This is a genomic window from Nonomuraea sp. NPDC005650, from assembly GCF_040605375.1.
Taxonomy (GTDB): Bacteria; Actinomycetota; Actinomycetes; order Streptosporangiales; family Streptosporangiaceae; genus Nonomuraea.
Genome location: NZ_JBEXCR010000028.1, coordinates 150,987 through 177,858 on the forward strand (window position 1 = coordinate 150,987; position 26,872 = coordinate 177,858).

Genomic DNA, 26,872 nt, shown 5'->3' on the forward strand with positions numbered 1-26,872 from the left:
AATTGCGCGCCCGCTCTTGGTTGTCCGGCACGATTACGCCGACCGCACGCTCGCATACCGTCGCCAGTGAACATCCAGGAGGAAAGGCGGCAAGTTGATCGCGGTCAGGGAGCTTCATGGGATCGTGGAGTTCGAGCGGCTTCTCGGGCTGTACAACGAGATCTGGCACTTCGAACGCGGCGACCCGCCCGTCACGCTGGAGCTGATGTGCGCCTTCTCGCACAGCGGCAACTACGTGGCGGGAGCCTTCGACGGTGACCGGCTCGTCGGCGGTTCGGTCGGGTTCTTCGCCCCGGACGACACGTTCCACTCCCACATCACCGGCACGACGGTGCGGCGGGGCGTCGGGCTGGAGCTGAAGCTGCACCAGCGGCGCTGGGCCCTCGAACGCGGTTCGGAGCGCATCACCTGGACCTACGACCCCCTAGTACGCCGCAACGCCCACTTCAACCTGGCCAAACTCGGCGCCCGCCCCAAGGAGTACCTGCCCTGCTTCTACGGCGTCATGGACGACGCCATCAACCAGGGCGACGAGTCCGACCGCCTGCTCGCCGTCTGGCCGCTCACCGCACCCCACGTCGAGGCCCTCGCCCGCCGGGAGCCGGCCGTCACCCCGGTGCCCGAGCACGCCGTGGTGGCGCTCGCGGACGAGGGCGGGCGGCCCGTCGCCGGGCGCGCCGACGCGCCGACGGTGCTGGTCGGCCTGCCCGCCGACATCGAGGCGTTGCGGCGGGCCGATCCGGGCGCGGCCAAGGCGTGGCGGCACGCCGTCCGCGACGTGCTGGGCGGCCTGATGTCCGAGGGCGGCCGGGTGACCGGGTTCTGCGAGAAGTCGTTCTATGTAGTGGAGAGAGCGTGAAGATCACCGGAGTAGAGCTGCGGCGGATCGCGATGCCGCTCGTGGCGCCGTTCCGCACCTCGTTCGGCACGGAGACCGCCCGCGACGTCCTGCTGGTCCGGGTCGTGACACCGGACGGCGAGGGGTGGGGCGAATGCGTGGCCATGTCCGAGCCCCGCTACTCCTCCGAGTACGCCGACGGCGCGGCCGACGTCATCCGCCGCTTCCTGCTGCCCGCCCTGCCCAGGACGCTCGGCGTCCACGACGTCGGCCGCGCGCTGGAGCCGATCAAGGGTCACCGCATGGCCAAGGCCGCCCTGGAGACGGCCGTCCTCGACGCGCGGTTGCGGGCGTCCGGCGAGTCGTTCGGGCGGTTCCTCGGTGCGGCGAGGACCCGGGTGCCGTGCGGGGTGTCGGTCGGCATCATGGACTCCGTCCCGCAGCTTCTCGACGCCGTCGCGGGTTACCTCGACGAGGGCTACGTCCGCATCAAGCTCAAGATCGAGCCCGGCTGGGACGTCGAGCCGGTGCGCGCCGTACGCGAGCGGTTCGGCGACGACCTGCTGCTCCAGGTCGACGCGAACGCCGCGTACACGCTGGCGGACGCCCGGCGGCTGGCCCGCCTCGACGCGTTCGACCTGCTGCTCATCGAGCAGCCGCTGGCCAATGACGACCTCGTCCAGCACGCCGAGCTCGCCCGGCGGATCAGGACGCCGGTCTGCCTGGACGAGTCGATCGAGTCGGCCGAGCACGCCGCGGCGGCGATCGCCCTCGGCTCCTGCTCCATCATCAACATCAAACCGGGCCGGCTCGGCGGCTACCTCGAGGCGCGCCGCGTCCACGACCTGTGCCGGGCCGGCGGGATCGCCGTCTGGTGCGGCGGCATGCTGGAGACCGGGCTCGGCCGGGCCGCGAACGTGGCGCTCGCGGCGCTGCCCGGCTTCACCCTGCCGGGCGACACCTCGGGATCGCGCCGCTACTACGCCACCGACCTCACCGAGCCGTTCGAGCTGGCGGACGGGCACCTGGAGGTGCCGACCGGCCCCGGGCTCGGCGTCGCGCCGATCCCGGAGGTGCTCGACGAGGTGACCACCTCCACCGAGTGGATCACCCTCTGAGCCGTGGGACCGCCGCCAGCAGCGCGCGCGTGTAGTCGTGCGCGGGCTCGCCGACGACCTGCTCGGCGGGCCCGTGCTCGACGATCCGGCCGCGGTGCATCACGGCTATCGTGTCGGCGACGTACCGGACGACGGCCAGGTTGTGCGAGATGAACAACATGGACAGCCCGAGCTCGTCGCGCAGCCCGCGGACCAGGTTGAGCACCGCTCCCTGGACCGACACGTCGAGCGAGCCGGTGATCTCGTCGGCGACCAGCAGGGCGGGATTCCCGCCCAGGGCGCGGGCGATCGCCACCCGCTGCCGCTGGCCGCCCGACAGCTCGCGCGGGTAGCGCCCGGCCAGCTCGGCGGGCAGCCGGACGAGGCCGAGCAGGCGCGGCACCTCCGTGGCGCGGCGGCGCCTCTCGATGCCCTCCCCGACCGTCTCGCCGATCGTCATGCGCGGGTCCAGCGACGCGTACGGATCCTGGAAGACCAGCTGGATCCGCGGCGCGCCCTCGATCCGGCCCGTGTAGGGCACGAGCCCGCTCACGGCCCTGGCCAGCGACGACTTGCCTGATCCCGACTCGCCGACCAGGCCGACGACGTGGCCGTCGGGGATCTCCAGGGTGACGTCGTCGACCGCGGTGAAGCCGCCGTAGCGCACGGTCAGCCCTTCGATCCTCACGAGGTGACCTCCCAGCAGGAGACCCGCTGCCGCGGGCCGTGGACGACGAGTTCGGGACGTCGCGTCCGGCATCGTTCGGTGGCGAGCGCGCACCGGCCGGCGAACGCGCAGCCCACGCCGACCTGCGCCGGGGCCGGCTGGGTGCCGGGGATGCCGGCCAGCGGGCGGCTCCGGTCGGTGTCGAGGTCGGGCAGGGACGCGATGAGCGCCTTGGTGTAGGGGTGCGCGGCGCCGTCGGCCAGCCGGTCGGCGGGCAGCTCCTCGACCACCCGGCCCGCGTACATGACGACGACCCGGTCGCACAGCTCGCCGACGACGGCGATGTCGTGGGAGATGAACAGCAGGGCCGCGCCCGTCTCCTCGACGACCTCGCGCAGCAGCCGCAGGATCTGCCGCTGCACGGTCACGTCGAGGGCGGTCGTGGGCTCGTCGGCGACCAGCAGGCGTGGCGTGCCCATGAGGCCCATGGCGATGACCGCGCGCTGGCGCATGCCGCCGGACAGCTCGTGCGGATGCTGGGCGGCGTGCCTGGCGGGGTCGGGCAGCCGGACGTGGCCGAGCCGGTCGACGGCGCGGCGGCGGGCGTCCGCGCGGCTCGCGCCCTGGTGGACGACGGCCACCTCGGCGAGCTGCCCGCCGACTCTCAGCGCGGGGTTGAGCGAGGCCATCGGGTCCTGGAACACCATGGCGAGCGCGGTGCCCAGCTCCTTGCCGGACATGGTGGCGACGCCGGCCCCGCCGATGCGCAGCCGGCCGTATGTCACCGTGCCGGGATAGGGAACGAGGCCGCCGATGGCGGCGGCGGTCAGGCTCTTCCCGCTGCCGGACTCGCCCACCAGTCCGACGATCTCCCCCGGTGCCACGGTCAGGGACAGCCCGCGTACGGGGGCCGAGCCGCCCGGGAACGCGACGGTCAGGTCGCGGACCTCGAGGACGGCGTCCGGGTCCGGCTCCCCGTCGGGCTGCGGCGGCTCGGTGCGGACGGTGTCGCGCTGCCCGGCCGGGGAGCGGGCGGCGGCCCTGGCCAGGGTGTCGCCCAGCAGGTTGAAGCCGATGCCGGCCAGGGCGACGGCCGCCGCGGGGCCGAGGGCGACCTCGGGGGTGAGGTAGATCCGCGCGAATCCGTCGAACAGCAGGCGCCCCCAGTCGAAGTCCGGCGGCTGCACGCCGAGGCCCAGGAACGACATGCCGGCCAGGCCGAGCAGCGCGCCGCCGAGCGACTGGGCGAGGTTGAGGATGAGCGGTTCGGCGATGTTGGGCAGGATGTGCCGGGCGAGGATGCGCCGGCGGGGCACGCCGAGCATGCGGGCCGCGGCCACGTAGTCGGCGCCGGCGACCGAGGCGGCCAGGGTCTGGGTGAGCCGCGCGAATCCGGGCGCGATGGCCACACCGATGCCGAGCACCGCGCCGCGCGCGCCGAGCCCGGTGACCGTCGCCGTGAACATGGCCAGCAGCAGGCCGGGGAAGGCCACCAGGGCGTTGACCGCGTCTGAGACCGTCCGGGCCGCCCGCCGGGGCAGCACCGACGGGAGCACGCCGAGCAGGACCCCGCCGACGGCGCCGATGAGCGTGGCCGCCAGCGCCAGGGCCAGCGAGTAACGGCCCGCCACCAGGACCCGGGCGAGCAGGTCGCGGCCCAGGTTGTCGGTGCCGAGCGGGTGTTCTGCGGAGGCGCCCTGGAGGATGGCGCCGGCGTCGATGCGTTCCGCGGCCTCGCCCCAGATGATGGGACCGGCCACGGCCAGCACCGCCATGAGCAGCACCAGCGCGCCGCCGATCAGCGCCGGGGCGCTGCGCCACACGCCGCCCCGGGACCTCGCCTCGGTCGTAGTGGCCCGCATCAGGCCGAGACCTCCTTGATCTCCGAGGTGGGATCGAGCGCGCCGAGCACCAGGTCCACGACGAGGTTCACGATCAGCACGATGGCGCCGTACACGAGGATCACGGCCTGCGCGACCGGGTAGTCCTTCTGCGTGATCGACTCGACGATCTTCAGGCCGAGTCCGGGCCAGGCGAAGACGTACTCCACCAGGACGCTGCCGGCGATCAGCGAGGTCAGCAGCAGGCCGCCGACGGTCAGGGTGGCGGTGAGCGTGTTGGGCAGCACGTGCCGCAGGTGCAGCCGGGCCGCGGGCAGCCTCTTGGCGCGGGCCAGGCGCACGTAGTCGGTGCCCAGCTCGCGCAGGGTCTCGACGCGGGTGATCCGGGCGATCATGGCGATCGGCCCGGCCGCCAGGGCCACGACGGGCAGCACGTACGTGAGCGGCCCGGCCTTGCCGGCGGGCGGGAACCAGCCGAGGCCGACGGCCAGCACGGCCACCAGCGCGATCGAGTACAGGAACTCGGGCACGGCCACGGCGGTGCCGGTGACCGTGCCGAAGGCCAGCTCGGTGCCGCGGTTGCGGCCGTTCTCGGTGCGTACGGCCGCCCACATGCCGAGCGGCACCGCCACGAGCAGCGCCACGGCGGTGGCCAGCAGGGCCAGGGCCAGGGTGTTCGGCAGGCGGGCCGCGATGACGTCGCCCACCGCCTCCCCCGTCAGGAAGGAGGTGCCGAAGTCGCCGGTCAGAACGTCACCGGCGTACGTGACGAACTGCTCGGGCAGGGGCCGGTCAAGGCCGAGCGCGGCCGTACGCGCCTGGACCAGCTCGACCGGGGCGGCCGGTCCGAGCGAGGCACGCACCGGGTCGCCAGGGATGAGGTGGATCATCGCGAACGACGCCACCAGCAGCACCGCCAGCGACACGGCGAACCGCACGATCCGGCGTACGGCCACCCGCAGCGCCCTGCTCCCCGGCGGGCTGCCCGGGGTCCGGGGATCGCTCACTAGTCTCCTTGCGTGAGGCGGATGGAGGTGGGCACCAGGCTTCCGGCGATCGCGCGGAACGTGGCCCCCTTCCCGGCCAGCAGCGCCGTGTTGTCCACCACGGGCACCAGGTCGGCGCTTTCGAACAGGGCCGACTCCGACTCCAGCCACGTCGGGCAGGCCTCGGCGGCGGGGAGCTTGCTCGCCTTGGCGACGAGCTCCTCGTAGCGCTTGTTGGCCAGGTGGGCGAAGTTGGCGCCCTTGGGTGCGGCGGGTCCCGACAGGAAGCCGACGAGCTGGCTGGGCAGGGTGACGCCGATCGGCAGCCATACGACGTCCCAGTCCTGGGTGGCGTTGAGCGACTCCGACAGCTTGGTGTCGATCACTCCGTTCAGCTTCACCTCGACGCCGAGCTTCTTCCACGCCGCGGCCATGTACTCGGCGGCGGCCTGGTAGCCGGGACCTCGGGTGGTGGCGTACATGTGGCGCAGGCTCAGCCGCTTGCCCTCCTTGGCCCTGAACCCGTCGGCGCCGAGCTTCCAACCGGCCGCGTCGAGCGCGGCCGCCGCGGCCGCGGGGTCGTAACCGGGCACGTGGCCCGCGACGGAGTCGCCCGGGCAGGGACGCGGCTCCAGCACCAGGCCGGTGGACGGTTTGCCGGTGCCGCCGGAGGCGATGCCGGCCAGCTCCTGGAGGTTGAGCGCCCGGGTGAGGGCCTTGCGGACCTCCGGGTCCCGGGCGGGCCGGTCTTCGCCCTGGTGGTAGAAGAACTGGCCGTTGCTGGCGGAGACCGACCGCTTGTTCACGCCCGGGGACGCCTCGACGCGGGACCGGTCGGCGCCCAGGAAGACGGAGCCGTTGAGCGAGCCGGCGATGAGCAGGTTGGCGGCGGTCTGCTCGTTCGGCACGACCTTCATCACCACCGTCTGCGGCAGGTCCCCGGCGGTGGCTCCGGCGGGACCCCACGTGTAGTCGCGGCGGACCTTGAACGTGTAGTGGTCGCTGGGGACCGCCTCGGCGAGCTGGTACGGCCCGCTGCCGGAGGTGGCCCGAGCGATGGAGGCGCGGTCCTTCACCCCCTTGCCGCAGACGATGTACATCATCCGCGTGCTCTCCAGGATGAAGCTGAACGGCTCGGGCATGGACAGCGTCACGGTGCCGGCGGCGTCGTCGGCCGCCGCCTTCATGCCCACGGGCACCAGCACGCCGTAGATGGGCGACTTGGCGGCGGGGTCGGCGATGTGGTTGACGTTGTCGGCCACGTTCGAGGGGGTCACCGGGGAGCCGTCCGAGCAGGTGACGCCCTTGCGCAGGGTGAAGGTGACTGATTCGGGCTTGATGTCCCACTTCTCGGCCAGCGCGGGGACGATCTTCCCTGATTCGTCGACGGAGACGAGCGTGTCGTAGGCGAGGGCGAGCACGTTGTTGGTGACCGACAGCACCCCCATGGCGGGGTCGAGGGCGCCGGGGTCGGCCGGGATCGCGAAGGTGAAGGTGCCGCCCGTGGCAGGCCTGCCCTGCTGCTCGGGGCCGCTCGTCGTGCCGCCGCACGCGGCCGTGAGCAGAGCGAGCCCGGCGAGGGCCGCGACTGCGGGTTTGGTCATGGGGACTCCAGACGACCGGGGGGATGGCCACAACCTTCCTGCCTGCGCAGATCTCGTACCATGTGCCCGCACACGAAAAAGCCGGGGCGGCTCGTGCTAGCGGCCGAAGATCCGCATCTGCAGCATCACGGTGAGCCGGGCGTCGGGGTCGGACAGGTCGAGGCCGCTGATCTCGACCAGGCGCTTGAGCCGGTAGCGGAAGGTGTTGGCGTGCACGTGCACCCTGGCGCTGGCCACGTTGACGTCGCCGAACGCGTCCAGATAGGCCCGCAGGGTGGGGGCCAGCTCGGTGCCGTGCTCGGCGTCGTGGTCGAGCAGCCGCTGGTAGGGCCCGGTGGGCGTCTGCTCCTCCGCCGCCGCCACGTCGGCGACCTGCAGCAGCAGCGACTCGAAGTGCACGGCCGTGTAGCCGGCGACCCGACCGGCGGTGCCGCGGGCGCGCAGCACGCGCAGGGCCCGGTCGGCGTCGGCGCGCGATCTGGCCACCTGGGAGAGGCTGGCGGCCAGCCGGCCCACGCCGATGTTGGCGGCGTGGCGGGGCCCGACCCTGGCCAGGAAGCTCTCCGCCACCCGTACGGCCCGCGCCTCCTCGTCGCCCATCGAGTGCAGCGGCAGCACGGCGTACGCGACGGAGCCGATGAGCGCGGCGGCGGCCTTGGGATGGATGGCGGCGACGTGCAGGGCCAGCGCGTCGCAGAACCGCTGCCGGTCGCTCTCGCCGCGGGCGGGGTCCGCGGCGGCGTCGTCGGAGACGAGCTGGGCGGCCAGCACGCAGAGCCGGGCGGTGGCGATGCCCAGCCGCCCGGCCGCCTCGGGCGCGTCGCCGCCGCCGGCCAGCACGGTGGACAGCAGGTCGGCACGCAGGCGCCGCTGGGTGTCGGCCCCGGCCCGCTCGCGCAGCAACTGCAGTGCGACGATCTTGGCGGCGTCGGCGAGCGCGCGCTGCCGCTGCTCGCTGAGCGGCTCGCGCACGGCCACCCAGATGGAGCCGAGGATCTCGTCGCCGCTGCGCACCGCCACGGCGGCCCGGTTGATCACGCCCTCGTCCGAGAGCTCCATGTAGACGGGCTCGCGGCTCTGGTAGAGCTGCTTGAAGAAGCCCAGCTCGTCGAGCATCCGCAGGTAGCGATCGGGCACCTGGCGGCCGAGGACGGTCTCCACGCGGCCCGGGTCGGCCTCCTCCTGCCGGCCGGAGAAGGCGAGCACCCGCGACGACCTGTCCTCGATGGTGACGGGCGCGTCGAGGAGCGCGCAGACGGCGTTGGCCAGCGAGAACAGGTCCCCCTGCGGCCCCTGGCCGGGCTCGGCCAGGTCGGCCTCGGCCAGCAGGGACCGCAGCAGCGCGGCGACCTGCGCCCACGAGGCGGCCCGGGTGAGGCCGAGCACGGCGACGCCGGTCTCCAGCACGGTGGCGCGGACCTGCTCGTCGACGTCCACCGGCAGCTTCACGACCACGCCCGCGGCGGCGCGTGCACGTTCGATGACCGAGCAGATCTCCGCGACGCCCCGCACGCCGACCGCGAGCACGATCCCGCCCGGGGGGACGATCAGCTCGTCGAGCGGGTCGTAGATGTGCACGCCGGTGACCTCGGTGTCGAGGTCACCGGGTGAGGCCGCCACGTCGAGGACGGTGGTGCCGAGGTCCTGCAGGATCCGTCCCAGGCTGGCTCGGGGGCGGCTCCTCACGGGCTCACGATAATCCACGGAAACCGGCGTCAGCGCGACCGGCCGACGGCGGCGGACGCCTCGCGCCGATCAGGCACGGGCCACCGCCCGGCCGTTGTGCAGGTAGGCGGCTCTCCCGTCCCGCAGCACGAACGTGACCACATCGTGTCGGCCGCCCTCGGCCTCGACGGCGATGAACGACTCGCCGTCGAGGTGCACGTAGCGGGCGGTCGTGCGGGTGGCGCCCATGCTCTCCATGAAGGGGCCGGGGATGAGCGTGACGTCCAGGCCGTCTGCGGCGGCGGCGACCTCGTAGCCGAGCTGCGGTCCGGTGTAGCGGCCCGCGTACGGGGTGCCGTCGACGGGGTTCGGCGCCTGCGGCGGCAGGGGCGGCGCGGGCACGGTCAGGCCGGTCGCCTCCTCGATGACCGGCCGCGCCACGTCGGCGATGAGGCCGGAGAACGAGCCGCCGTTCCCGCTCATCGCGATGACGAAGCCCGACTCGGGGACGACGCGCCAGAACGTGCTCTGCCCGGGTGTGCCGCCGTCGTGGCCGAACGCGCCCCAGCCGAACAGCTCCACCCCGAGCCCCCAGCGGTCGGCCCGCGCGCCCCCGCCCCCGGGCACGTGGACCTGCGGCGTGAGCATCGCGGCCACCGACTGCTCCGACAGCAGCCGGGTGCCGTTCGGCGCCAGGCCGCCGGCCGCCAGCGCGCGGCCGAACGCGACCAGCTCGCGCGGCGCCAGGCACATGGTGGAGCCGGCCGGGGCGTTGGAGCGGGGCATCTGCCAGCCGGGGTAGACGGCGGCGTCCGGCCCGACGTGGCCCGCCGACGCGCGGAAGAGCACGGCCTCCTCGCCGAACAGCGCCGCGTGCGTGGCGCCCAGCGGGGTGAGCAGCCGCTCGCGCATCACCTGCTCCCAGGTGCCGCCCCGGAGCCTGCCCACCAGCGCGCCGAGCACGCAGTAGCCGGCGTTGCAGTAGGAGAACAGCTCGCCGGGCTCGTGCACGCGCCCGGCGGTGCGCAGGTGGTCGAGGAACTTCTCCAGGCAATCGTCACCGCGCCCGGTGTCCTCGAACACGTCGCCGTCGAAGCCGGCCGTGTGCGTGAGCAGCCGGCGGACGGTGACCTCGCCGAACGCGAAGCCTGGCAGGTACTCCCCCACCGGCGTGTCGAGCTCGGCCAGGCCGTCCTCCACGAGCTGCATGACCAGCGCCGCCGTCCACACCTTCGTGGTGGAGCCGACCTGGAACACGCTGTCCGTCGTGGTCTCGACGCCGGTGGCCGTGTTGACCACGCCGGTGGCGGCCTCGTGCAGCTCGCCGTCGTGCCACACCGCGACGGCCGCGCCGGGCACGCCGTGCTCGCGCGCCGCCTCGGTGATGCGATCCCGCAGGTCCATGTCGGTCTCCTCAGCTGACCTTCGGCGTGGCGCGGGCGCCCATGTGCATGTATCGGGTGCCGTCGGCCAGCTCGAAGAACACGGCCGCCATCCACTGGCGGGTGCCCGGCGCCTGGAAGAGGAACAGGTTCTCATCGACCGGGACGAAGTCGGACTCCTCGGGCTCCTGCAGGGCGGCCAGCTCGCCGGTGGCCTCAATGCGCAGCCGGGCGCTGCCGTCGTCGAGCACGCTGACCGTGATCCGGACGCCGACCCGCTCGTAGACGCCCGCGTACGGCGCGACGTCCACCTCGGCCGGCGGCTCCGGCAGGGACGGCGTGGGGTCCGGCACGGTCAGGCCGTCGAGCTCGGCGAACAGCTCGGTGGCGACGGCCCGGGTGAACTCGCCGCTGCGGCCGCCGTTGGCGGTCACGCAGACGACGGTCCCGGTGCCGGGCACGGCCCACAGCACGGCGTGCTGGCCGATGGTGTTGCCGGCGTGGGAGATGACCTGGTGCCCGCTCCACTCGTCGAGGATCCAGCCGATGCCCCACTGCCTGCCCAGCGTGTACGGGTTGGGGATGTCGACCTGCGGCTCCCACATGGCGCTCGGGTTCTCCAGCAGGCCGCCCTCCAGGTGGGCGCGGCCGAAGGCGACCACGTCGGCCGGGCGGGCGCAGATCAGCCCGGCCGGGCCCATCGACCGCATGAGGCCCCACACCGGGGTGGTCCTGCCCTCCTCGTGGCCCATCGCGGCGCGGAAGCGCAGCACGTCCTCCGGCAGCGTCCAGGTGTGGGTGAGGCCGAGCGGCTCGCAGATGCCCTCGCGCAGGACGTCGTCCCAGCGCTTGCCGGTCAGCCGCTCCAGCACCCGGCCCGCGATGACGAACCCGGAGTTGCAGTAGGACTGGGTGACGCCGAGCGGGTGGTTCTGCGGCAGGGTCGCGCAGCCGGCCACGTACTTCTCCACGCAGTCGTCGCCGCGGCCCGTGTCGACGAACTGGTCGCCGTCGATGCCGCTGGTGTGGGAGAGCAGATGCCTGATCGTGACGTTCTTGGTGACCTCGGGGTCGGCCACCCTGAACTCGGGCAGCACCTCGATGACCGGCGTGTCCAGCGTGAGCCGGCCCTGCTCGACCTGCTGCATGATCAGCGTCGCGGTCCACACCTTGGTGACCGAGCCGATCTGGTAGAGCGCGTCCGTGGTCGCCTCGACGCCGGTGTCGACGTTCAGCGTGCCGGCCGCGAACTCGTGCAGCTCGCCCTGGTGCCAGTACGCCAGCGCCGAGCCGGGAACCTCGTACTCGGCGATCAGCTCGGCGAGGCGCTGACCCATTGCTCCAGCCACGCGATGATCCTTTCGTTGTAGTCGTACCTGTGCGAGGGGCGCCCGCTCAGGATGAACAGATGGCTCGCGCCCGGATAGCGCACCAGCTCGACGGGCACGCGGCGTTCGCGCAGGGCGGTGAACCACTGCTCGGCCTGGCCGACGGGACAGCGGTCGTCGTCCTGGCCGTGCAGGATGAGCGTCGGGGCGGTGACGTCCGCGACGTGGGTGATGGGGGACTGCACGGCCAGGTCACCGGCGTACTCGTGCACCTTCATCAGCTGGCCGAGGTCGGAGGTGCCGCTCAGGCTCGTCAGGTCGCTCACGCAGCCGCCGGGGATCGCGGCCTTGAACCTGCCGTCCGTCGCCGAGAGCCAGCAGCTCATGTAACCGCCATAGCTGTAGCCGGCGACGGCCAGCCGGTCGGGGTCGGCGACGCCGTCGGCGATCAGGGCGTCGACGGGGGCGAGCAGGTCCTGGGCATCGGCCAGGCCCCAGGCGCCGATCGAGGCGGTGTAGAAGTCCTCGCCGTAGCCGTCGCTGGCGCGCGGGTTGACGGTGAGGACGGTCCAGCCGCGGGCGGCGAGGATCTGGTGGTAGAGGTGGACGCCGTCGAAGACGGGCGACCAGGCGTTGTGCGGGCCGCCGTGCACGTCGAGCAGCAGCGGGCCGGGCGTCGGAGCGGTCTCGTCGCGCAGGACGAAACCCTCGACCTGGGTGCCGTCGGGGGCGGTGAAGGTGCGGCGGCGGGCGGTGAACAGCTCGACGTCGTCGAGGTCGTAGGTGGTGAGTCGGGATATATCCGGCGCTGACGCGCCAGATATATCCGACATTTCGCCTGACGTTACTTTTTTCGGGTGTGAGGTCATCAGGTAGACGTCGCCCGCACTGTACGGCGTCGCCGCCACGTACGCGACCACCCCCGCCGCGGTGCTGATCCCCGAAATGCTGACCTCGCCAGGCACCAGCCGCTCGGCGAAAGCTCGGTCGGCGGGGGCTCGGTCGGCGAGGCGGTAGAGGTGCGTCGAGCCGCCGTCGCGCGCGCAGAACAGCAGGTCCTCGCCGAGCAGCGCCGGAGTGCCGCCGGGGTAGCCGGGAGCGCCGGTCATGACGTTCCGGTCGAGGCCCGTCGCCAGCTCGGTCCACCCGCCGAGACCGAGCGCGAACAGCCGTACGTGCCCGACCACGCCCTTCAGCCCCGCGGCGAACAGCCGGTCGCCGAGCCACCAGACGCCGACGCACATCAGGTCGGGATCCGTCAGCCGCTCCGGCACGCCACCCTTGGCCGCGTCGACGGCGTACCCGGCTCCGCCCGCCTCCAGGTCGCGGTCCGTATCCATGGCGGCGGCGAACGCGAGGCGCAAGCCGTCGGGCGACCACGACGGCTCGCTCGCGTGGAAGTCTCCCCGCGTGACCTGGACCGTCTCGCCGGTGGCGACGTCCGTGACGAACAGGTGCCTGGTCAGGCCGCGCAGCAGCCCGGCGCCGTCGGCCTTGTGGTCGAGGCGGCGGGTCACCACGGGGGCGTTCAGGTCGGGCAGCCCGCCGTCCTCGCCCGTTCCGACGGGTGCGGCGAACGCGATCCCGGAGCCGTCCGGAGACCAGACGGGCGTGCCGGCGCCGAGCTTCGCGGAGGTCACCCGGGCGGGCTCGCCGCCGTCCATCGGCAGCAGGTGGATCTGCGGCGCGCCGTCCACCGCCCGCAGGAACGCCAGTGTCCGGCCGTCCGGCGACCACCGCGCGGCGCTGCCGGCGGCGAGCCGGCGGGGCTCGGCGCCGGGAGCGGCCAGCCAGATCTCGGTGCGATTCTCGTCGGAGTCCCGGACGGCGGTCGTCAGCGTGTACGCGACGGCTCCCCCGTCGGGACGCACCTGGGGATCGGAAGGGACGGCGAGGCGGTAGAGATCGTCGAGCGCGAGATGCGGCATGAACGAACCGTAAGCCTCCGCCGTCCGGGCATCTTCGGCGCACCCGACGAACCGACGCCGCCTGGCTTGTGCGGCAGTCCAACACCCGGCCCCTCCCGGCCGCTCTGTTCGGCCTGCCGCCCAGCTGCCTGTCGAGCCGGCGCGGGGCGTCGTATCCGCTGCTCCACCAGCCCGTTTGCCGTCAGCCCTGCGGCGAGGGCGGCGCGCCGCCCCGTCCTCGACCGCCTGCCGCTGGTCGCCGGCCAGTACGAACAGCAGACGACGAGGATCGAGGCGTACCTCCCTCAGCCGAGGGAGATGCGGTCGAGGTCGGGGGCCGGGGTGGTGTCGTTGTGGAACTTGATGGTGTTGGCGCCGGCCTTCAGCGGGACAGGGACGCTGACGGTGTAGGGGGTGTTGTTGCCCACGCCGCTCACCTTCACCTCGATCGGCGTCCCGCCGTTGACGGTCACGGAGTACGACCGGTTGCCGTTGACGGTGAAGTCGATGTACAGCGTGTACGTCCGCGTCTCCGGAACCGTGACGTCCTCGAACAGCACGTACGCGTCCGGCGTGCTGCCCTGGTCCGGGCCGCCGCCGATGTTGCGTACCTTCTGGCCGCCCGAGCAGGCCGTGCAGTTGGTGATCCCCGCGTCGCCGATCTTGTTACGCGAGTCCTCGGCCTCCCGCGTGAACACCCGGTCGGCCCGTCGCGGGCGGACCCCCAACGGGCTCGTGACCGTGTGCCGGCGCCCGAGGGACCGGAAGGAGGCCGTGATCGGGAGGTCGGTGGCGGTCACGTCCTTTCCCGGCGGCGAGTCGAGCGTCCACGAGCCGGTCAGCGTCTGCCCGAGCCGTACGGTGTCCGCCGTGACCGTCTCGCCCTGGACCGTCCAGCCCTCCGGGACAACAGGGGCCAGGGCGAGCTGGTCGAGCACGTCGTCGCTGTCCAGGCGCAAAGTCGCCGAGACCCGCAGCGTCTGCTGCCCGGCCCCGACCCATTGCAGGCCCGACGGGTCGACGGTCATGGTGGTCCTGGGGACGTACGAGGTGGGCGGCATCGGAGCGACGGCGAGGCGGTCCACGCCGGCGTCCCCGGACAGGGTGCCGGACAGTGTGATCGTGTTGGCGCCCGCGTTCAGGGTGACGGGCAGGGCGGTGGAGGCGGGGACCGCCTGGTTGTCGCCGGGCACGCGTACCTGGATCGGGGGCGCGCCGTTGACGGTGAGCGACAGGGTCGCGGGCGTGGCGGAGGCGTGGTCGATCCGCAGGCGGTACTCGCCCTGCGCCGGGGCCGTGACGTCGCGGTAGGTGAGCGTGCCGTTCCGCAGGCCGGTCACCTGGGCAGCGCCCGAGCAGGCGGGACAGCGTTCGACGCGGGCCGTGCCCGTCCGCTGCTGCCGCTCGGCCTCGAGCGGCAGGCCGTCGCGCGAGACCGGGTAGGAGCCGGCGACCTGGATCTCGTCGATCTGGAGCTTGCGGTGGAAGCGCGGCGCCTGGGCCCCCGCCCAGGTGTCGAGCACCTCCAGCTTCACGTAACGGGCGTGCTGCTCGCCCAGATCGAGGATCTGCGTGCCGCGCGCGCTGCGCATCGCGCCGGCCCGTACGGGCGTGCCCCAGCGGCGGCCGTCGTCGCTGACGTAGACGCGGTAGTCCTTGATCCGGGCCGAGTCCTCTGGCCGGCCGAAGGTCGCCCTGGCGTAGGTGGGCGACCATTCGCGCTGGTTGACCGCCAGGTACGCGACCTTCTTCGGCCTGCCGAGATCCAGTGTCAGCGACACCGGCAGGCGGTCGTCGGAGTCCCAGTAGTTCTCGAAGCTGCCGTCCACGAGCGCGGCGGCGGGATGCTCCGCCTTTTCCGAAGTCGCGGTGGCCTTGAGCCCGTCGTAGAAACCCTGGCGGCCGGCCGTCTCGACCTTGAACACCGTGTCGTAGTCGTCCCATCGTGTGACGCCGAGAATCGTCAGGTAACCGCCGGACTGGCTGAAGCGCATCCGCCCGCCCGTACGCAGGTCGCTCACCCCCGTCACCCGGTAACCGTTGTCACGCAGCCGCACCAGATCGGTGCTGGGCCTGGTCACCACGTGGACATACTGGGTCCGAGCGCCGTCACGGCTGACGGTGATCACGCCGTGGGCGCCGTCGTTCCAGAAGCCCGGTTGCATGCCGCCGTACATGTACCCGCCGCCCTCGGTGCCCCGCAGGGACTCCTGGATCGGCGGGACCCACGTGGACATGAAGGCGTTGAAGGCCTCCTGCTGGGGCGGGAAGCGGCCGTTCACCATCGGGGTCTCGGCCATGAGCGACTTCATCGACGAGCCCGCGTTGGTGATGTAGCGGCCGGTGGACAGGCGCGCGTCGACCGGGTGGTCGCCGCCGTTATACCACCAGTCGCCGGTGGTGGGCAGCTTGTAGTCGGCCTCGACCAGGCGCGGCATCGGGGTCCACGCGGCCTGCGGGTAGTCGTAGGCCGGGGTCATGCCGGTCTTCTGCTCGTTGCTGACCGTGTCCATGATCGGGGTGTCGGTGTTGTTGTTGCTCAGCAACCAGGACGGACGGCGCTTCCTGACCTCCTCGTAGAGGCCGTTCTGCTGCCAGTACTCGTTCTCGTTGTCGATCCAGAAGCCCGCGAGGTCCTGGTACTTCTCCATGACCTCGAGGAACAGGTCGTAGCTGAACCTGCCGAACCCGGCACGGGTGGTCAGGTCGACCTGCCGCCCCTTGTACGCCGAGTACGCGGCCGAGTCGAGCGTCTCGACTCCCTGCTGGTCGTGCCACTGGGGATCGTCGGTCATGTAGAGCATGATCCGTACGCCCTTCGCCTTCCCGGCGGCCACCAGCTCGCCGAGGAGGTCGCGGCGGGTGGCGCAGCTCCCCGGGATCGCGGAGGGCCAGGGGCGGGCGTAGCCCAGCGCGCTGTGGAAGGTGGCCAGGACGATGTACGAGGCGCCGAGGTCGCGGGCCTGGTCGACCCAGTAGTCAGGGGTCCAGCCGCCTTCGGTGACGTCGCGCTCCCAGGCCGCGCAGTCCAGGTGCCGGGGGGCGGTGAACATGCCCCAGTGCAGGAACAGGCCCGCCGTGGAGTCGCGTAACCACTGCTGGCGTGGGTGATCGACCTCGGCCCGGGCCGGCGGGGCCGTGAGCAGGCCGGCCACCATCGCGAGGACGAGTACGAGGACAGGGGCGAGGACGGGGGTGGCACGCAGGCGCATGCGGATTGCTCCCTCGAAAGTGGCTGGGACTACTTGGCGGCGCGCTGGATGGCCGCGACCGCGGTGGCGGCGGCGTCGCGCGGGGAGGACTGTCCCGCGAGCACGGCGCTCCACGCCTCGGCCACCGGCTTGCGCATCTGCGTCAGCTCGGTGCCGAACCCCGGCAGCAGGTACGGCACGCCGTTCTCCAGGGCCTTGTTGAACTGGCTGTAGATCGGGTCCTGCATGCCCTTGGTGCCGGCCAGGTCCTTGCGCACCGGCATGCTGCCGGCCTCCAGGGCGGCGAGCTCGCCGTCCTGGCTGAGGAACATGGCGGCGACGGCGTTGAAGGCGGCGTCCTTGTCCTTGGTGAACGCGCTGATGTGGACGTTGTCGCCGAACTGGTAGACCTTGGCCGGGGCGGTGGCGTCGGGCACGGGAACCACGCCGTACGTGAACGACGCGGTCTTCTTGGCGTTGCCGTACTGCCAGTTGCCGCCGACCACGAAGGCCATGCCGCCGGCCGCGAACTTCTGGAAGGCGACATCGGGGGTCCAGGTGGCGGCGTCCCTGGGCACGTAGCCCTTCTCGGCCCAGCCGCCGACCAGCTTGAAGGCGTTCTCCAGGGCGGCGGCGTCGGGCTTGGTGTAGTCGAAGCCGTACGCGCTGGTGAAGGAGAAGGAGTTGACGTCCTGCTCGCCCTGGCCGGCCAGGCCGATGCCGACGTACTTCTTGCCGATCTTCTCCAGGGCGGCGTTCAGCTCGTCCATCGTGGTGGGCGGCGTGATGCCCAGCTCGTCGAGGATCGTCTTGTTGTACCAGAGGGCGGTCGTGTTGCTGAAGCCCTGCACCCCGTACACCTTGCCGTCGTGCTTGATGACGTTCGCGTCGGGGATCTGGGCCTTGTCCTTGAACTTCTCGTACTGCGCGGTGAAGTCGGCGATGGCGCCGGCCTTGATGAGCTGGAGCAGGTCGGCGCCGCCCTGGACGAAGACGTCGGGGCCCTGTTTGGTGGCAGCCGAGGCGACGACCTTCTGGGTGAGCTGCTCGGCGGGCACGTACACGCTGTTCAGCGGCTTGGACAGCTTGGCCTTGGCGTAGATGTCGCCCAGGTCCTTGGTGAACTTCGCGGTGGCGGGGATGCCCTGGGCGTAGTAGTGCCAGAAGGTGACCTGGCCGGAGTTGCCGCCGCCGGACCCGGACGTTCCGCAGGCGGTGAGGGCGCAGAGAGCCGCCGCGACGGCGACGCCGCGGAGTTTCGCAGAAATCAACGGACGCTTCCCATCGTGATGCCGCCGACCAGCAGGCGCTGCCCGAACAGGTAGATCAGTACGGTCGGGACCGAGACCAGGACGGAGACCGCCATGAGGCCCGGCCAGTTGACCCCGTAGGAGGACATTTGCTGCGCGAGCAGCGCGCTGACCGGGTACTGGCCCGGGTCGCTGAGAAAGGTGATCGCGTACAGGAACTCGCCCCACGCGCCGATGAAGGTGAGGGTCGCCACGGTGGCGATCCCGTTGCGGGTGATGGGCAGCACGATCTTCACGAACCTCTGCCACCTGCTCGCGCCGTCGCTGGCCGCGGCCTCCTCGATGGCGATCGGCACCCCGGTGAAGAACGGCCGCAGCAGCAGCATGCTGAACGGCAGGTTGGCCGCGGCGATCGCGATCGCCACGCCGTACAGGTTGCCGGTGAGCCCCCACTGGGCCAGCAGCCGGTTCAGCGGGATGAGGGTCGAGGTCGTCGGCACCATCTGCAGGATGATCAGCACGGCCAGGCCGCCGGTCACCACGGCGCCGTTGAGCCGGGCCAGGCCGTAGGAGGTGGGCACGGCGATGACGAGCACGATGACCGTGGTGGCCACGGCGATGATCAGCGAGTTGACCGCCGAGGTGGCGAAGCCGCCGTTCCAGACGTCGACGTACGCCTGCGCGGTGGGTGTGAAGAGCACGGCCGCCGACCCGGCGAACACGTCCTTCATGCTCTTGAACGAGGTGGCCACCAGCCAGTACAGCGGCAGGGCATAGATCGCCAGGAGGACGACGCAGCCGAGGACGGTGACGACCGTGTTGCGTCTGCCATCGGTCATGAGCCCTCCTCCGTCGGTCTCATGACCAAGGTGCTGTGCCCATTGATGACCTCGACAAGCTCGGTCATGCCTCCTCCCCCCGGTTCATCCGCAGGTAGACGGCGCTCAGGAAGAGCACGATGACCAGCGACAACGTCGCGGTGAACGAGCCCCGGCCGAACTCGTAGAACTTGAACGCCTGCTGGTAGCCCAGGTACGGCAGCGTGGTCGTGGCGGTGCCGGGCCCGCCGCTGGTCATCACGAAGATGAGGTCGAACGAGCGGAACGCGTTGATCACGACGAGCACGCCGAGGATGGAGATGACCGGGCGCAGCAGCGGCAGCACGACGTACCTGGTCGCCTTCCAGCCGGACGCGCCGTCGAGCGCGGCGGCCTCCAGCAGTTCCTTGGAGACGTCGAGCAGCGCCGCGCGCAGCACGAGTGCGCAGAACGGCACCACCATCCAGGCGTTGACCAGCCCGAGCACGACGATCGCCAGGGTGCCGTCGGCCAGCCAGGGGACCGGCTGCGGGATCACGTGCAGCCAGAGCAGCACGGAGTTGACCGGCCCGCCCGACTCAAGCAGAAATTTCCATAGATTCCCGGCGACCACGGCCGGCAGCGTCCAGACGAACACCATCACGCCGAGCGTCACGCCGCTCAGCCGGGTCCGCGGGCGCAGCATCAGCGCGGCGGCGAACCCGCCGGCCAGCCCGACCACGAGCACGATCGCGACGATGGCCAGCGTTTGCAGCACCACGCGGCCGAACGACGGGTCCTCGACCACCCGCCACATGTTGTCGAGCCCGTTGAACGGCCGCTCGCCCAGCAGGTTCTCGGCGGTCACGTCGGAGAACGCCGTGCGCAACAGGTCGATGAGCGGGTAGACCGACAGCACGGCGAGGTAGGCGGCCCCCGGCAGCAGGAACAGCATCGTCCGACGACCGAAGATCGTGCTGCCGCCGCTCCGCCGCCGTTCGCGCGTCGCGATCCGCCCGGCCGTGCCGGCCTCGGCCGTCACCATCGTTCGACCCTCGTCCGTTCCCCTGTGCGGGCCGAGGTGAGCGCGGCCTCCAGCATCGCGACGCTGTGCGCGTTGTCGGCGGCGGGCGAGGTCGGCGCGCCCGAGCCCTCGACCGCGTCGATGAATGCCCGCAGCACCCCGGCGCGCTCGAACAGCGGCAGCTCGGGCACCTCGACCGCGCTCACGTTCCCGGCCGCGTCGGTGATCGACACGGCCCGGTGGTCGTCCGGTGCGGCGCCCCACCTGATGAGCCCCTCGTCACCGGAGATCCGCCACACGCCGGGCCACGGCGTCTGCGCGTCGATCCCCTGGCTCGACAGCACGTAGTCGACCGTGATCCCGCCGTCCAGCTCGACGATGAGGCTCGCCCCCGGCGTACGGTCCTGCGCGGAACGCACCGGCGAGACCGGCACGCACGTGATCGCCGCCCCTTCCCGCCCGAACAGGTACCGCATCAGGTCGAAGTGGTGGATGGCCAGCTCGACCAGCGAGTTGGAGTCCCTGACACCCCGGTGGTCGCGATGCCATTCGAGCGAGACGCGGCGAACCGTCCCGACCGCCTGCCGTTCCAGCAGGTCCCGGACGACGGGGGCGCCGGGGAAGATCCGGTAGTTCTGGTCGATGCCGAAGACCAGGCCGCGCTCCTCGGCGAGGCCGGCGAGCTCCCGGGCGGTGGCCGCGTCCAGCGCGAACGGTTTCTCCAGCAGCAGGTGCGCGCCGGCCTCCAGCACCTGCCTGGCGACGGCGGCGTGCGCGCCGATGGCGACCGGGGCGATCGCGGCCACGGCCCCGGTCGCCTCCAGCGCCTCCCGTACGGTGGCGAACATGGTGTCCGGGTCGGCGCCGGTCGCGGCGGCGAACGCCGCCCGCGCCTCAGGCGAGGCGTCCACCCAGCCGGTCACTCTGGCGTCGGCGAGCTGCGGGATGATCTTCGCGGCCCAGTCGGTCCCCCAGGGGCCGAGGCCGATCTGGATCAGGTCGGTCATGCCTCGGCCCACCAGTTCTTCGGAAACTCCCCCGATCTGGCGGGTTTCGGCTGGGGCTGCGGGGGCGGGGCGGCCCACCGTACGGCGTTGGCCAGGATGCGGCGGATCTCGGGCTGGAAGTAGATGGGGGCCTCCTCGTGTCCGGGGGCGAAGAAGAAGATCCGGCCTCTGCCCCGATGCCAGGCGCAGCCGCTGCGCAGCACTTCGCCGCCCTCGTAGGAGCTGATGAAGACGAGCTCGTCCGGCGCGGGGATGTCCAGCGGCTCGCCGTACATCTCTCCGCTGGGGATGACGACGGGGTTGGGGACGCCGCGGACGATCTCGTGGCCGGGCAGGATCGTCCAGAGCAGTTCGCTGTCGCCGTGCCGCCAGCCGGTCATCTCGCAGGACGTGCCGAGCAGGGCCTTGGCGATCTTCGATCCGATGGCGGAATGCAGGATGAGCAGGCCCATGCCGTCCAGGACGCGCCGCCTGACCCGTTCGACCACCTCGTCGGAGACCTCGTCGTCCTTGAGATGACTCCACCAGAGCAGCACGTCGGTGCCGTCCAGCACCTCCGGGCCGAGACCGTGCTCGGGCTCCTCCTGCAGCGCGACGCGTAAGTCCAGCTCGGGGCCGAGGTGCTCGGCCAGCGCCTGGCCGAGCACGACGTGCAGCCCGTCGGGATACACCGACGAGACGCTGGGGAACTTCCGCTCCTCATAGAACTCGTTCCACACGGTCACTTTCATCCGCTACTCGCATCCATCCGATGTATCCCTAAGAAGTCGCCTCTATTACGCAAGACTTCTGCATAATAGGATGGAGTGACTCTAGGGACAACGCCTGGATTCCAGCAAGGGAAAACGTCTCACAATCTGAGATCTGTGCCGGTTGGGCCACCTCTCACTGGGAGATGATCTTTACGTGAGACATCGGATGTCATAACGAAGAGAGGTCAGGATGACGAAGTCCTCCGACGTCGCGCGGCGCGTGGTCCAGCTCCGATCCGCCGGCGTCGCTCTGATCCTCGACCTCCGGTCCGACGGGCTTCCCACCGTCGTCCACTGGGGCGCCGACCCGGGCCCGTGCGATCGGGCCGAGCTCGACGCGATGGCCGACGCCGCCGTCCCGCCGCACGTCATCAACCTCATCGACGGCCCGGTCTCGCACTCGCTGCTGCCGGAGAACCACACCGGGTGGTTCGGCGTCCCGGGGCTGTCCGGCTCCCGTTCGGGCGCGGCGTGGGCGCCCCGCTTCACCGTGAGCGCGGCCGTCCAGGAGGGGCGGCGGCTCACCGTCGACGCGGCGGATCCGAGCACCGCGCTCGGGCTGCGCCTGGCCATCGAGCTGACCGGCAGCGGGCTGGTCCGGTTGCGCACCTCCGTACGCAATGACGGGGACGACGACTACCGGGTGGACGCGGTGTCGCCCGTGCTGCCGGTGCCCGACCGGGCGGCGGAGCTGCTGGATCTGGCCGGGCGCTGGTCGCGGGAGCGGCAGCCGCAACGGGGGCCGTTCAACATCGGGGTGCATCTTCGCGAAGGGCGGCGGGGCCGGACCGGGGCCGACGCGGCGACCGTGGTGGTGGCGGGCGTTCCGGGGTTCGGGTTCCGGTCAGGGGAGGTGTGGGCGGTGCACACGGCCTGGAGCGGCAACCACCGCACCTGGGCCGAGCACACGGGCGAGGGCTTCAGGACGCTGGGCGGCGGCGAGTCGCTGCAACCCGGGGAGATCACGTTGCGGCCGGGAGAGAGCTACCGCTCACCCGAGCTCTACTACGGGTACGCGGACGGGCTCGACGAGCTGGCCTCCCGCTTCCACCGCCACCTCCGGGAGCGGCCGCACCACCCCGGCGCTCCCCGGCCGGTCAATCTCAACGTGTGGGAGGCCGTGTACTTCGATCACGACCTCGGCAAGCTGCTCACGCTGGCCGAGCGGGGGGCCGAGATCGGGGTGGAGCGGTTCGTGCTGGACGACGGCTGGTTCCACCGCAGGAACGGGCCGGACAGGGGGCTCGGCGACTGGTTCGTGGACGAGCAGAGCTGGCCCGGCGGGCTCCATCCGCTGGTCGACCGGGTCAAGGAGCTCGGCATGACGTTCGGCCTGTGGTTCGAGCCGGAAATGGTCAGCCCGCGCTCGAAGCTCGCCGTCGCCCACCCGGAATGGATCCTGCGGGCACGCCCCCAGCTGCCACCGGCCTCGCGCTGGCAACAGGTGCTCGACCTCGCCGACCCGGCGGCGTTCGACCACGTGCTCGCCCGGATGTCCGCCGTCATCGCCGAGTACGGCGTCGGCTACCTCAAATGGGACCACAACCGCGACCTGATCGAGGCGCCCGGCGTCCACCGGCAGACGCTGGCCGCCTACCGGCTGATGGACGAGCTGCGCGCCGCCTTCCCCGGGCTCGAGATCGAGTCGTGCTCCTCCGGGGGCGCCCGCGTCGACCTCGGGATCCTGGAGCACACCGACCGGGTGTGGGCCTCCGACTGCATCGACCCGCTCGAACGGCAGACCATCCAGCGCTGGACCAGCCAGCTCATCCCGCTCGAACTCATCGGCGGCCACGTCGCCTCCGGCGTCTCGCACACCACCGGCCGACGGCACGACCTCGCCTTCCGGGCGATCACCTCACTGTTCGCGCACTTCGGCCTCGAACTCGACCTGACCGGGCTCGACGACGCCGAGACCACCGAGCTCGCCGAGTGGATCGCGATCTACAAACGCTACCGGGCCCTGCTGCACTCCGGCACTCTGGTCCGCGACGATCACCCGGGCACCGGCCGCTGGCTGACCGGGGTGGTGACGCCTGAGCTGGCGCTCTATTCGGTGGCCGCGATGCGCCGCTCCGACGAGGAGCCCGCAGGGCGGATGACCTTCCCCGGGCTCGACCCGGCACGCCACTACGAGATCCGGCTCGTCGGCCCGAACCGGGACGACCTCGGCCCGCGCCCCGGCTGGCTGGACTCGCCGGCCCGGTTCAGCGGCGCGACGCTCGCGACCGTCGGCGTGCGGCTGCCCACGCTCCGCCCCGAAACCGCGATGCTCATCGAGGTCTCAGGCGGGCCGTCGTCAAACCGGCCCCCCGTGTCCACGCTGTCGGCAGAATAGGGAGCCTGATGACCTCGTACACGGTTCGCTCGACGACGCGGCTCAGCGGCGACATCTCCATGGTCCGCACGCTCAACCTGCGGTCCGTGCTGCGCGTGCTGTACGACGGCGGCAGCCACACGATCACCTCGATCGCGGCGGTGGCCGGGATCTCCCGCCCGACCACGAGTCAGGCGATCTCCGACCTGCTCGCCGCGGGCTGGATCCAGCCCTCCGGCCAGAGCGCCGACCGGCAGGACGGGCCGGGGCGGCCGGCGCAGCGCTTCGAGTTCCGCCCGCGCGCCGGACACGTGCTCGGCGTCGACATCGGCGGCCACAAGGTGCTGGTGCTCGTCAGCGACCTGTCCGGGGAGATCGTCGCCGAACGCCGCGCGACCCTCCGGCCGGCCTCTCCCAGGGCCAGGCGCCTGGCGGTCATGAACCAGGCGATCAACGAGGCCCTGAACGCGGCCGGGCTGCCGGCCTCGGGCATCTCCTGCGCCGCGATCGCCACACCCGGCGTCGTCGGCCCCGACGGCAAGGTCGCCCACGCCCCGGCCATCCCCGAGTGGGTCGGCGTCGACCTGGGCGAGCACGTCCAGGACCGGTTCGGCATCCCGACCCAGGTCTTCAACGACATGCGGATGGCCGCGCTGGCCGAGCACTGGAAGGGGGTGGCCCGCGACGCCTCCGACGTGGTGTACGTCCATGTCGGCCGCCGCATGGGCACGGGGCTGCTGGTCGCGGGCCGGCCGCATGCCGGCCGGCACGGCGCCGCGGCCGAGATCGGGCTCTGGCGGGGCCTGCCGTGGGCGCACGCGTACGAACGGCTGCTGGAGCTGGCGCCCGGGGCCCTGACCAAGCGGGGCGACGCGATCCAGGCCATCTTCGACGCGGCCAAGGCGGGCGACGCGGCCGCCCAGGCGGGCATCGACGCCTTCGCGGACCTGCTCGTGCAGGGTCTGGCGCCGGTCATGGTGACGATCGACCCCGAGCTGGTGATCATCGGGGGCGGCATCTCGGCCGCCGGCGAGGCCATCCGCGAGCCGGTGCGCACCCGCATCGAACGCGAGACGGACTTCCCGCCGAAGGTCGTCTGCTCGATCATGGGCGACCACTCCTCCGCGATCGGAGCCGTGCGCAGCGCTCTCGACGTCGCCGAGGAACGCCTGTTCGCGGAGCTCAAACCGGGTCCAGGAGCGTCGGCGGAGCTCCCGGGACAGCCGCCGAAAACGGTAGCGGGCTCATGAGCAGCCGGGCGGCCCCAACCGGGCGGCCGCCCGCCCGTCCTTCGGCACCGCCGTCGTCTCCTGGGAGCCGAGGAGCGCGCGGGTGAGCGCCTGACCGTCGCCCGCCATCGCCTGCAGCGCCGCGCCGAAATGATCGTCGGTGAGCGCGACCTCGTCCGAGCGCAACGCGACCAGGATGACCCGGCGCAGCAGCTCCTTGATGAACGACGCCGTGACCCCCTCGGTGGCCGCGACCACCTTGGCGGTGTCGGCCACGACGGGCCGGTTGCGGGCGTACAGGCGGACGAGGCGCTCACGCGCCGCCGCGTCGGGCAGCGGCACCTCCACCGCGAGGTCCACCCGGCCGGGCCGCTGGACCAGGGCCTTCTCCAGGGTCTCCACCCGGTTGGTGGTCAGGACGAACGTCACGTCCACGTCGCCGCCGATCCCGTCCATGGCGTCCAGGAGGGAGAACAGCAGCGGGCTGGTCTCGTAGTGGCTGCGGTCCTCGGCGATCAGATCGACGTCCTCGACGACCACGATGGACGGCTGCAGCTTGCGGGCCAGCGCCACCGCGTAGTCGATCTTGCTCATGGCGGGCCCGGTCATCAGCACCGCCGTGTGCTCGCGCAACCGCCCGATGAGGTAACGCGTGGTGTGGGTCTTGCCCGTGCCCGGCGGACCGTACAGCAGCAGGCCCCGGCGCAGGTGCTGGCCGGCCTCGGTGAGGCGGTCGGCGTGCTCGGCGATGCCCACGACGTGCTCCTCGATGGCCTCCAGCCGCCCTTCCGGCAGGACCACCTCCTCCTGGCCCAGCTCGGGGCGGGGCAGGAAGGTCAGCAGCTCGTTCTCCCTGTGCTCGCTGAACCCGAAGCTGAGCACCTGGCCGCGGAACGGATCGTTGTCCTGTTTGAGCCGGTTCACCTCGTCGCGTACGGCGGTCGCCGCGTCACGTCGGGCGGCCAGCACGGTGAGCAGGCTGTGGGCGTCGTAGTCGTCCCTGTTGCTCAGCCCGATGAGCACCGGGGTGCCGTCGGGCGCGACCGTGGCGACCAGGCCGAGCTGCACGACCTCGATCGTGGTGCCGGGGCCGATCGGGGCCGTGCCGTAGTCGGGGCGGCCGAGCATGCGGCTGCCCTCGCGCATGGCCGCCAGCAGCATGTTGACGATGCTCTCCCAGCGCCGCTCGCCGCCCACGATGCCGAACCACTGCGCGCCGCGGGAGTGCGCGTCCAGGTAGAGGTCGGCGCCGGTCTGCAGCGCGGCGTGCTCGTAGAGCCGGTACTTCTCCTCCACGACGACCACGTCGCCGATCGGGCAGCCGAGGTGCTCGGTCACCTTGGCGACCAGCGGGGAGGTGGCGTTGGCCTCGCCGATCCGCTCGGCCACGGCGGCGTACACCTGCCGCAGGCTCTCGGCGAGCGCTCGCGCGTCCGCGAGTTCGATGTTCGTCACATCACCCATCATCGCGACCGCAGCGGACGAATGCTCCTGATTAACGTGACCGTCCCTACGACGCCACCATGGACCCGCGCCTCGGCCCTGGCGGTCGATCACCGCGTCGCCCGTAAACCCGTACCAGGGCCAGCAGGACGGCGAGGCCCGCGCCCATGGCGACGCAGTGCTCGGCCACGGCCACCCCGCGAACCTCGACCGGCCGGTACGCCCCGGGAACCAGCCAGGCCAGCTTCCACGCTCCCCACGAGAACAACGACCCGGAGGCGACGAACCCCACGGCCATGGGCAGCCACACCGGCATCCGCCCGCTCCCCGGTGAGGGGGAGACGAACGCTGCGGAGGCGTCCTTGGCTAGCGGTCACACCCGCGAGGCTCTTGACCCCGTAGACGTCCGCACACCGGATCCTTCAGGTGCCGCAGCCCCGTTCGAGCCCTGGACCTGATCGGCTCTGTTCACGATTCCTCCCCCGCCACGCGATCGATGGCCTTGGCCAGCCGCTCCCGCTCCCGGCCGATCCACGAACCCCCCGCA

At 72.0% G+C, this 26,872-nt stretch carries 20 protein-coding genes; 4 read left to right on the forward strand and 16 right to left on the reverse strand.

Translation table 11 applies throughout. The annotated features are described in order from the left end of the window. Positions 1–94 precede the first annotated feature (94 nt). Together ABZS69_RS40835 and menC are read left to right on the forward strand one after the other, a co-directional pair. The gene (locus ABZS69_RS40835) at positions 95–859 is read left to right on the forward strand and encodes a GNAT family N-acetyltransferase (RefSeq protein ID WP_355381769.1); all 765 of its coding nucleotides are present in this window, start codon (positions 95–97) and stop codon (positions 857–859) included. Further along, on the forward strand, positions 856–1,956 hold the full coding sequence (menC, locus tag ABZS69_RS40840; RefSeq protein ID WP_355381771.1) for an o-succinylbenzoate synthase: 1,101 nt from the start codon (positions 856–858) through the stop codon (positions 1,954–1,956). Before ABZS69_RS40835 ends, menC begins: the two co-directional genes overlap by 4 nt. Here menC and ABZS69_RS40845 read toward each other — a convergent pair. The 14 genes from ABZS69_RS40845 to ABZS69_RS40910 form a co-directional block, all read right to left on the reverse strand. Further along, positions 1,946–2,623, reverse strand: a complete 678-nt coding sequence (locus ABZS69_RS40845) for an ATP-binding cassette domain-containing protein (RefSeq protein WP_355381773.1) — start codon at positions 2,621–2,623, stop codon at positions 1,946–1,948. The genes menC and ABZS69_RS40845 overlap by 11 nt on opposite strands. Then, positions 2,620–4,464, reverse strand: a complete 1,845-nt coding sequence (locus ABZS69_RS40850; protein WP_355381775.1) for a dipeptide/oligopeptide/nickel ABC transporter permease/ATP-binding protein — start codon at positions 4,462–4,464, stop codon at positions 2,620–2,622. The genes ABZS69_RS40845 and ABZS69_RS40850 overlap by 4 nt, the downstream gene beginning before the upstream one ends. Continuing rightward, on the reverse strand, positions 4,464–5,450 hold the full coding sequence (locus ABZS69_RS40855; RefSeq protein ID WP_355381777.1) for an ABC transporter permease: 987 nt from the start codon (positions 5,448–5,450) through the stop codon (positions 4,464–4,466). The genes ABZS69_RS40850 and ABZS69_RS40855 overlap by 1 nt, the downstream gene beginning before the upstream one ends. After that, positions 5,450–7,033 (reverse strand): ABC transporter substrate-binding protein, encoded by a 1,584-nt coding sequence (locus ABZS69_RS40860; protein WP_355381779.1) that lies wholly within the window; start codon positions 7,031–7,033, stop codon positions 5,450–5,452. The genes ABZS69_RS40855 and ABZS69_RS40860 overlap by 1 nt, the downstream gene beginning before the upstream one ends. A gap of 96 nt (positions 7,034–7,129) precedes the next feature. Next, complete coding sequence (locus ABZS69_RS40865) at positions 7,130–8,719, reverse strand: helix-turn-helix domain-containing protein (protein ID WP_355381781.1); 1,590 nt, start codon at positions 8,717–8,719, stop codon at positions 7,130–7,132. Between the two features lie 69 nt (positions 8,720–8,788). Then, complete coding sequence (locus tag ABZS69_RS40870; protein ID WP_355381783.1) at positions 8,789–10,102, reverse strand: serine hydrolase domain-containing protein; 1,314 nt, start codon at positions 10,100–10,102, stop codon at positions 8,789–8,791. Positions 10,103–10,112: 10 nt separating this feature from the next. Beyond that, the gene (locus ABZS69_RS40875) at positions 10,113–11,429 is read right to left on the reverse strand and encodes a serine hydrolase domain-containing protein (RefSeq protein WP_355381785.1); all 1,317 of its coding nucleotides are present in this window, start codon (positions 11,427–11,429) and stop codon (positions 10,113–10,115) included. After that, a complete protein-coding gene (locus ABZS69_RS40880) occupies positions 11,393–13,336 on the reverse strand; it encodes a S9 family peptidase (RefSeq protein WP_355381787.1) in 1,944 nt (647 codons plus the stop codon). Before ABZS69_RS40880 ends, ABZS69_RS40875 begins: the two co-directional genes overlap by 37 nt. 284 nt (positions 13,337–13,620) lie before the next feature. Next, positions 13,621–16,527 (reverse strand): CBM35 domain-containing protein, encoded by a 2,907-nt coding sequence (locus ABZS69_RS40885; protein ID WP_355381789.1) that lies wholly within the window; start codon positions 16,525–16,527, stop codon positions 13,621–13,623. Positions 16,528–16,556: 29 nt separating this feature from the next. Then, positions 16,557–17,777, reverse strand: coding sequence for an extracellular solute-binding protein (locus ABZS69_RS40890; protein WP_355381791.1), 1,221 nt, complete (start codon positions 17,775–17,777; stop codon positions 16,557–16,559). Next, positions 17,774–18,595: a carbohydrate ABC transporter permease gene (locus tag ABZS69_RS40895; protein WP_355381793.1), complete on the reverse strand. Its 822-nt coding sequence runs from the start codon at positions 18,593–18,595 to the stop codon at positions 17,774–17,776. Before ABZS69_RS40895 ends, ABZS69_RS40890 begins: the two co-directional genes overlap by 4 nt. Before the next feature lie 64 nt (positions 18,596–18,659). Then, positions 18,660–19,598: a sugar ABC transporter permease gene (locus ABZS69_RS40900; protein WP_355381795.1), complete on the reverse strand. Its 939-nt coding sequence runs from the start codon at positions 19,596–19,598 to the stop codon at positions 18,660–18,662. After that, a complete protein-coding gene (locus ABZS69_RS40905; protein ID WP_355381797.1) occupies positions 19,592–20,584 on the reverse strand; it encodes a Gfo/Idh/MocA family oxidoreductase in 993 nt (330 codons plus the stop codon). Before ABZS69_RS40905 ends, ABZS69_RS40900 begins: the two co-directional genes overlap by 7 nt. Then, complete coding sequence (locus tag ABZS69_RS40910; protein WP_355381799.1) at positions 20,581–21,315, reverse strand: ThuA domain-containing protein; 735 nt, start codon at positions 21,313–21,315, stop codon at positions 20,581–20,583. Before ABZS69_RS40910 ends, ABZS69_RS40905 begins: the two co-directional genes overlap by 4 nt. Positions 21,316–21,526: 211 nt before the next feature. On the opposite strand from ABZS69_RS40910, the gene ABZS69_RS40915 reads away from it, so the two are divergent. Next, positions 21,527–23,674 (forward strand): alpha-galactosidase, encoded by a 2,148-nt coding sequence (locus ABZS69_RS40915; RefSeq protein WP_355381801.1) that lies wholly within the window; start codon positions 21,527–21,529, stop codon positions 23,672–23,674. A gap of 8 nt (positions 23,675–23,682) precedes the next feature. Continuing rightward, positions 23,683–24,903 (forward strand): ROK family transcriptional regulator, encoded by a 1,221-nt coding sequence (locus ABZS69_RS40920; protein WP_355381803.1) that lies wholly within the window; start codon positions 23,683–23,685, stop codon positions 24,901–24,903. On the opposite strand, the gene ABZS69_RS40925 is transcribed toward ABZS69_RS40920, so the two are convergent. Then, positions 24,898–26,337, reverse strand: coding sequence for an ATP-binding protein (locus ABZS69_RS40925; RefSeq protein WP_355381805.1), 1,440 nt, complete (start codon positions 26,335–26,337; stop codon positions 24,898–24,900). The two genes, ABZS69_RS40920 and ABZS69_RS40925, sit on opposite strands and share 6 nt — an antisense overlap. Positions 26,338–26,392: 55 nt before the next feature. Then, complete coding sequence (locus ABZS69_RS40930) at positions 26,393–26,641, reverse strand: hypothetical protein (RefSeq protein WP_355381807.1); 249 nt, start codon at positions 26,639–26,641, stop codon at positions 26,393–26,395. Between the last annotated feature and the right edge of the window lie 231 nt (positions 26,642–26,872).

Bases quoted from the DNA above. Each gene is read 5' to 3' on its own strand.
- ABZS69_RS40850 (WP_355381775.1), bottom strand. From the start codon at position 4,464: ATGCGGGCCACTACGACCGAGGCGAGGTCCCGGGGCGGCGTGTGGCGC.
- ABZS69_RS40860 (WP_355381779.1), bottom strand. From the start codon at position 7,033: ATGACCAAACCCGCAGTCGCGGCCCTCGCCGGGCTCGCTCTGCTCACG.
- ABZS69_RS40870 (WP_355381783.1), bottom strand. From the start codon at position 10,102: ATGGACCTGCGGGATCGCATCACCGAGGCGGCGCGCGAGCACGGCGTG.
- ABZS69_RS40880 (WP_355381787.1), bottom strand. From the start codon at position 13,336: ATGCCGCATCTCGCGCTCGACGATCTCTACCGCCTCGCCGTCCCTTCC.
- ABZS69_RS40885 (WP_355381789.1), bottom strand. From the start codon at position 16,527: ATGCGCCTGCGTGCCACCCCCGTCCTCGCCCCTGTCCTCGTACTCGTC.
- ABZS69_RS40895 (WP_355381793.1), bottom strand. From the start codon at position 18,595: ATGACCGATGGCAGACGCAACACGGTCGTCACCGTCCTCGGCTGCGTC.
- ABZS69_RS40900 (WP_355381795.1), bottom strand. From the start codon at position 19,598: ATGGTGACGGCCGAGGCCGGCACGGCCGGGCGGATCGCGACGCGCGAA.
- ABZS69_RS40905 (WP_355381797.1), bottom strand. From the start codon at position 20,584: ATGACCGACCTGATCCAGATCGGCCTCGGCCCCTGGGGGACCGACTGG.
- ABZS69_RS40910 (WP_355381799.1), bottom strand. From the start codon at position 21,315: ATGAAAGTGACCGTGTGGAACGAGTTCTATGAGGAGCGGAAGTTCCCC.
- ABZS69_RS40915 (WP_355381801.1), top strand. From the start codon at position 21,527: ATGACGAAGTCCTCCGACGTCGCGCGGCGCGTGGTCCAGCTCCGATCC.
- ABZS69_RS40920 (WP_355381803.1), top strand. From the start codon at position 23,683: ATGACCTCGTACACGGTTCGCTCGACGACGCGGCTCAGCGGCGACATC.
- ABZS69_RS40930 (WP_355381807.1), bottom strand. From the start codon at position 26,641: ATGCCGGTGTGGCTGCCCATGGCCGTGGGGTTCGTCGCCTCCGGGTCG.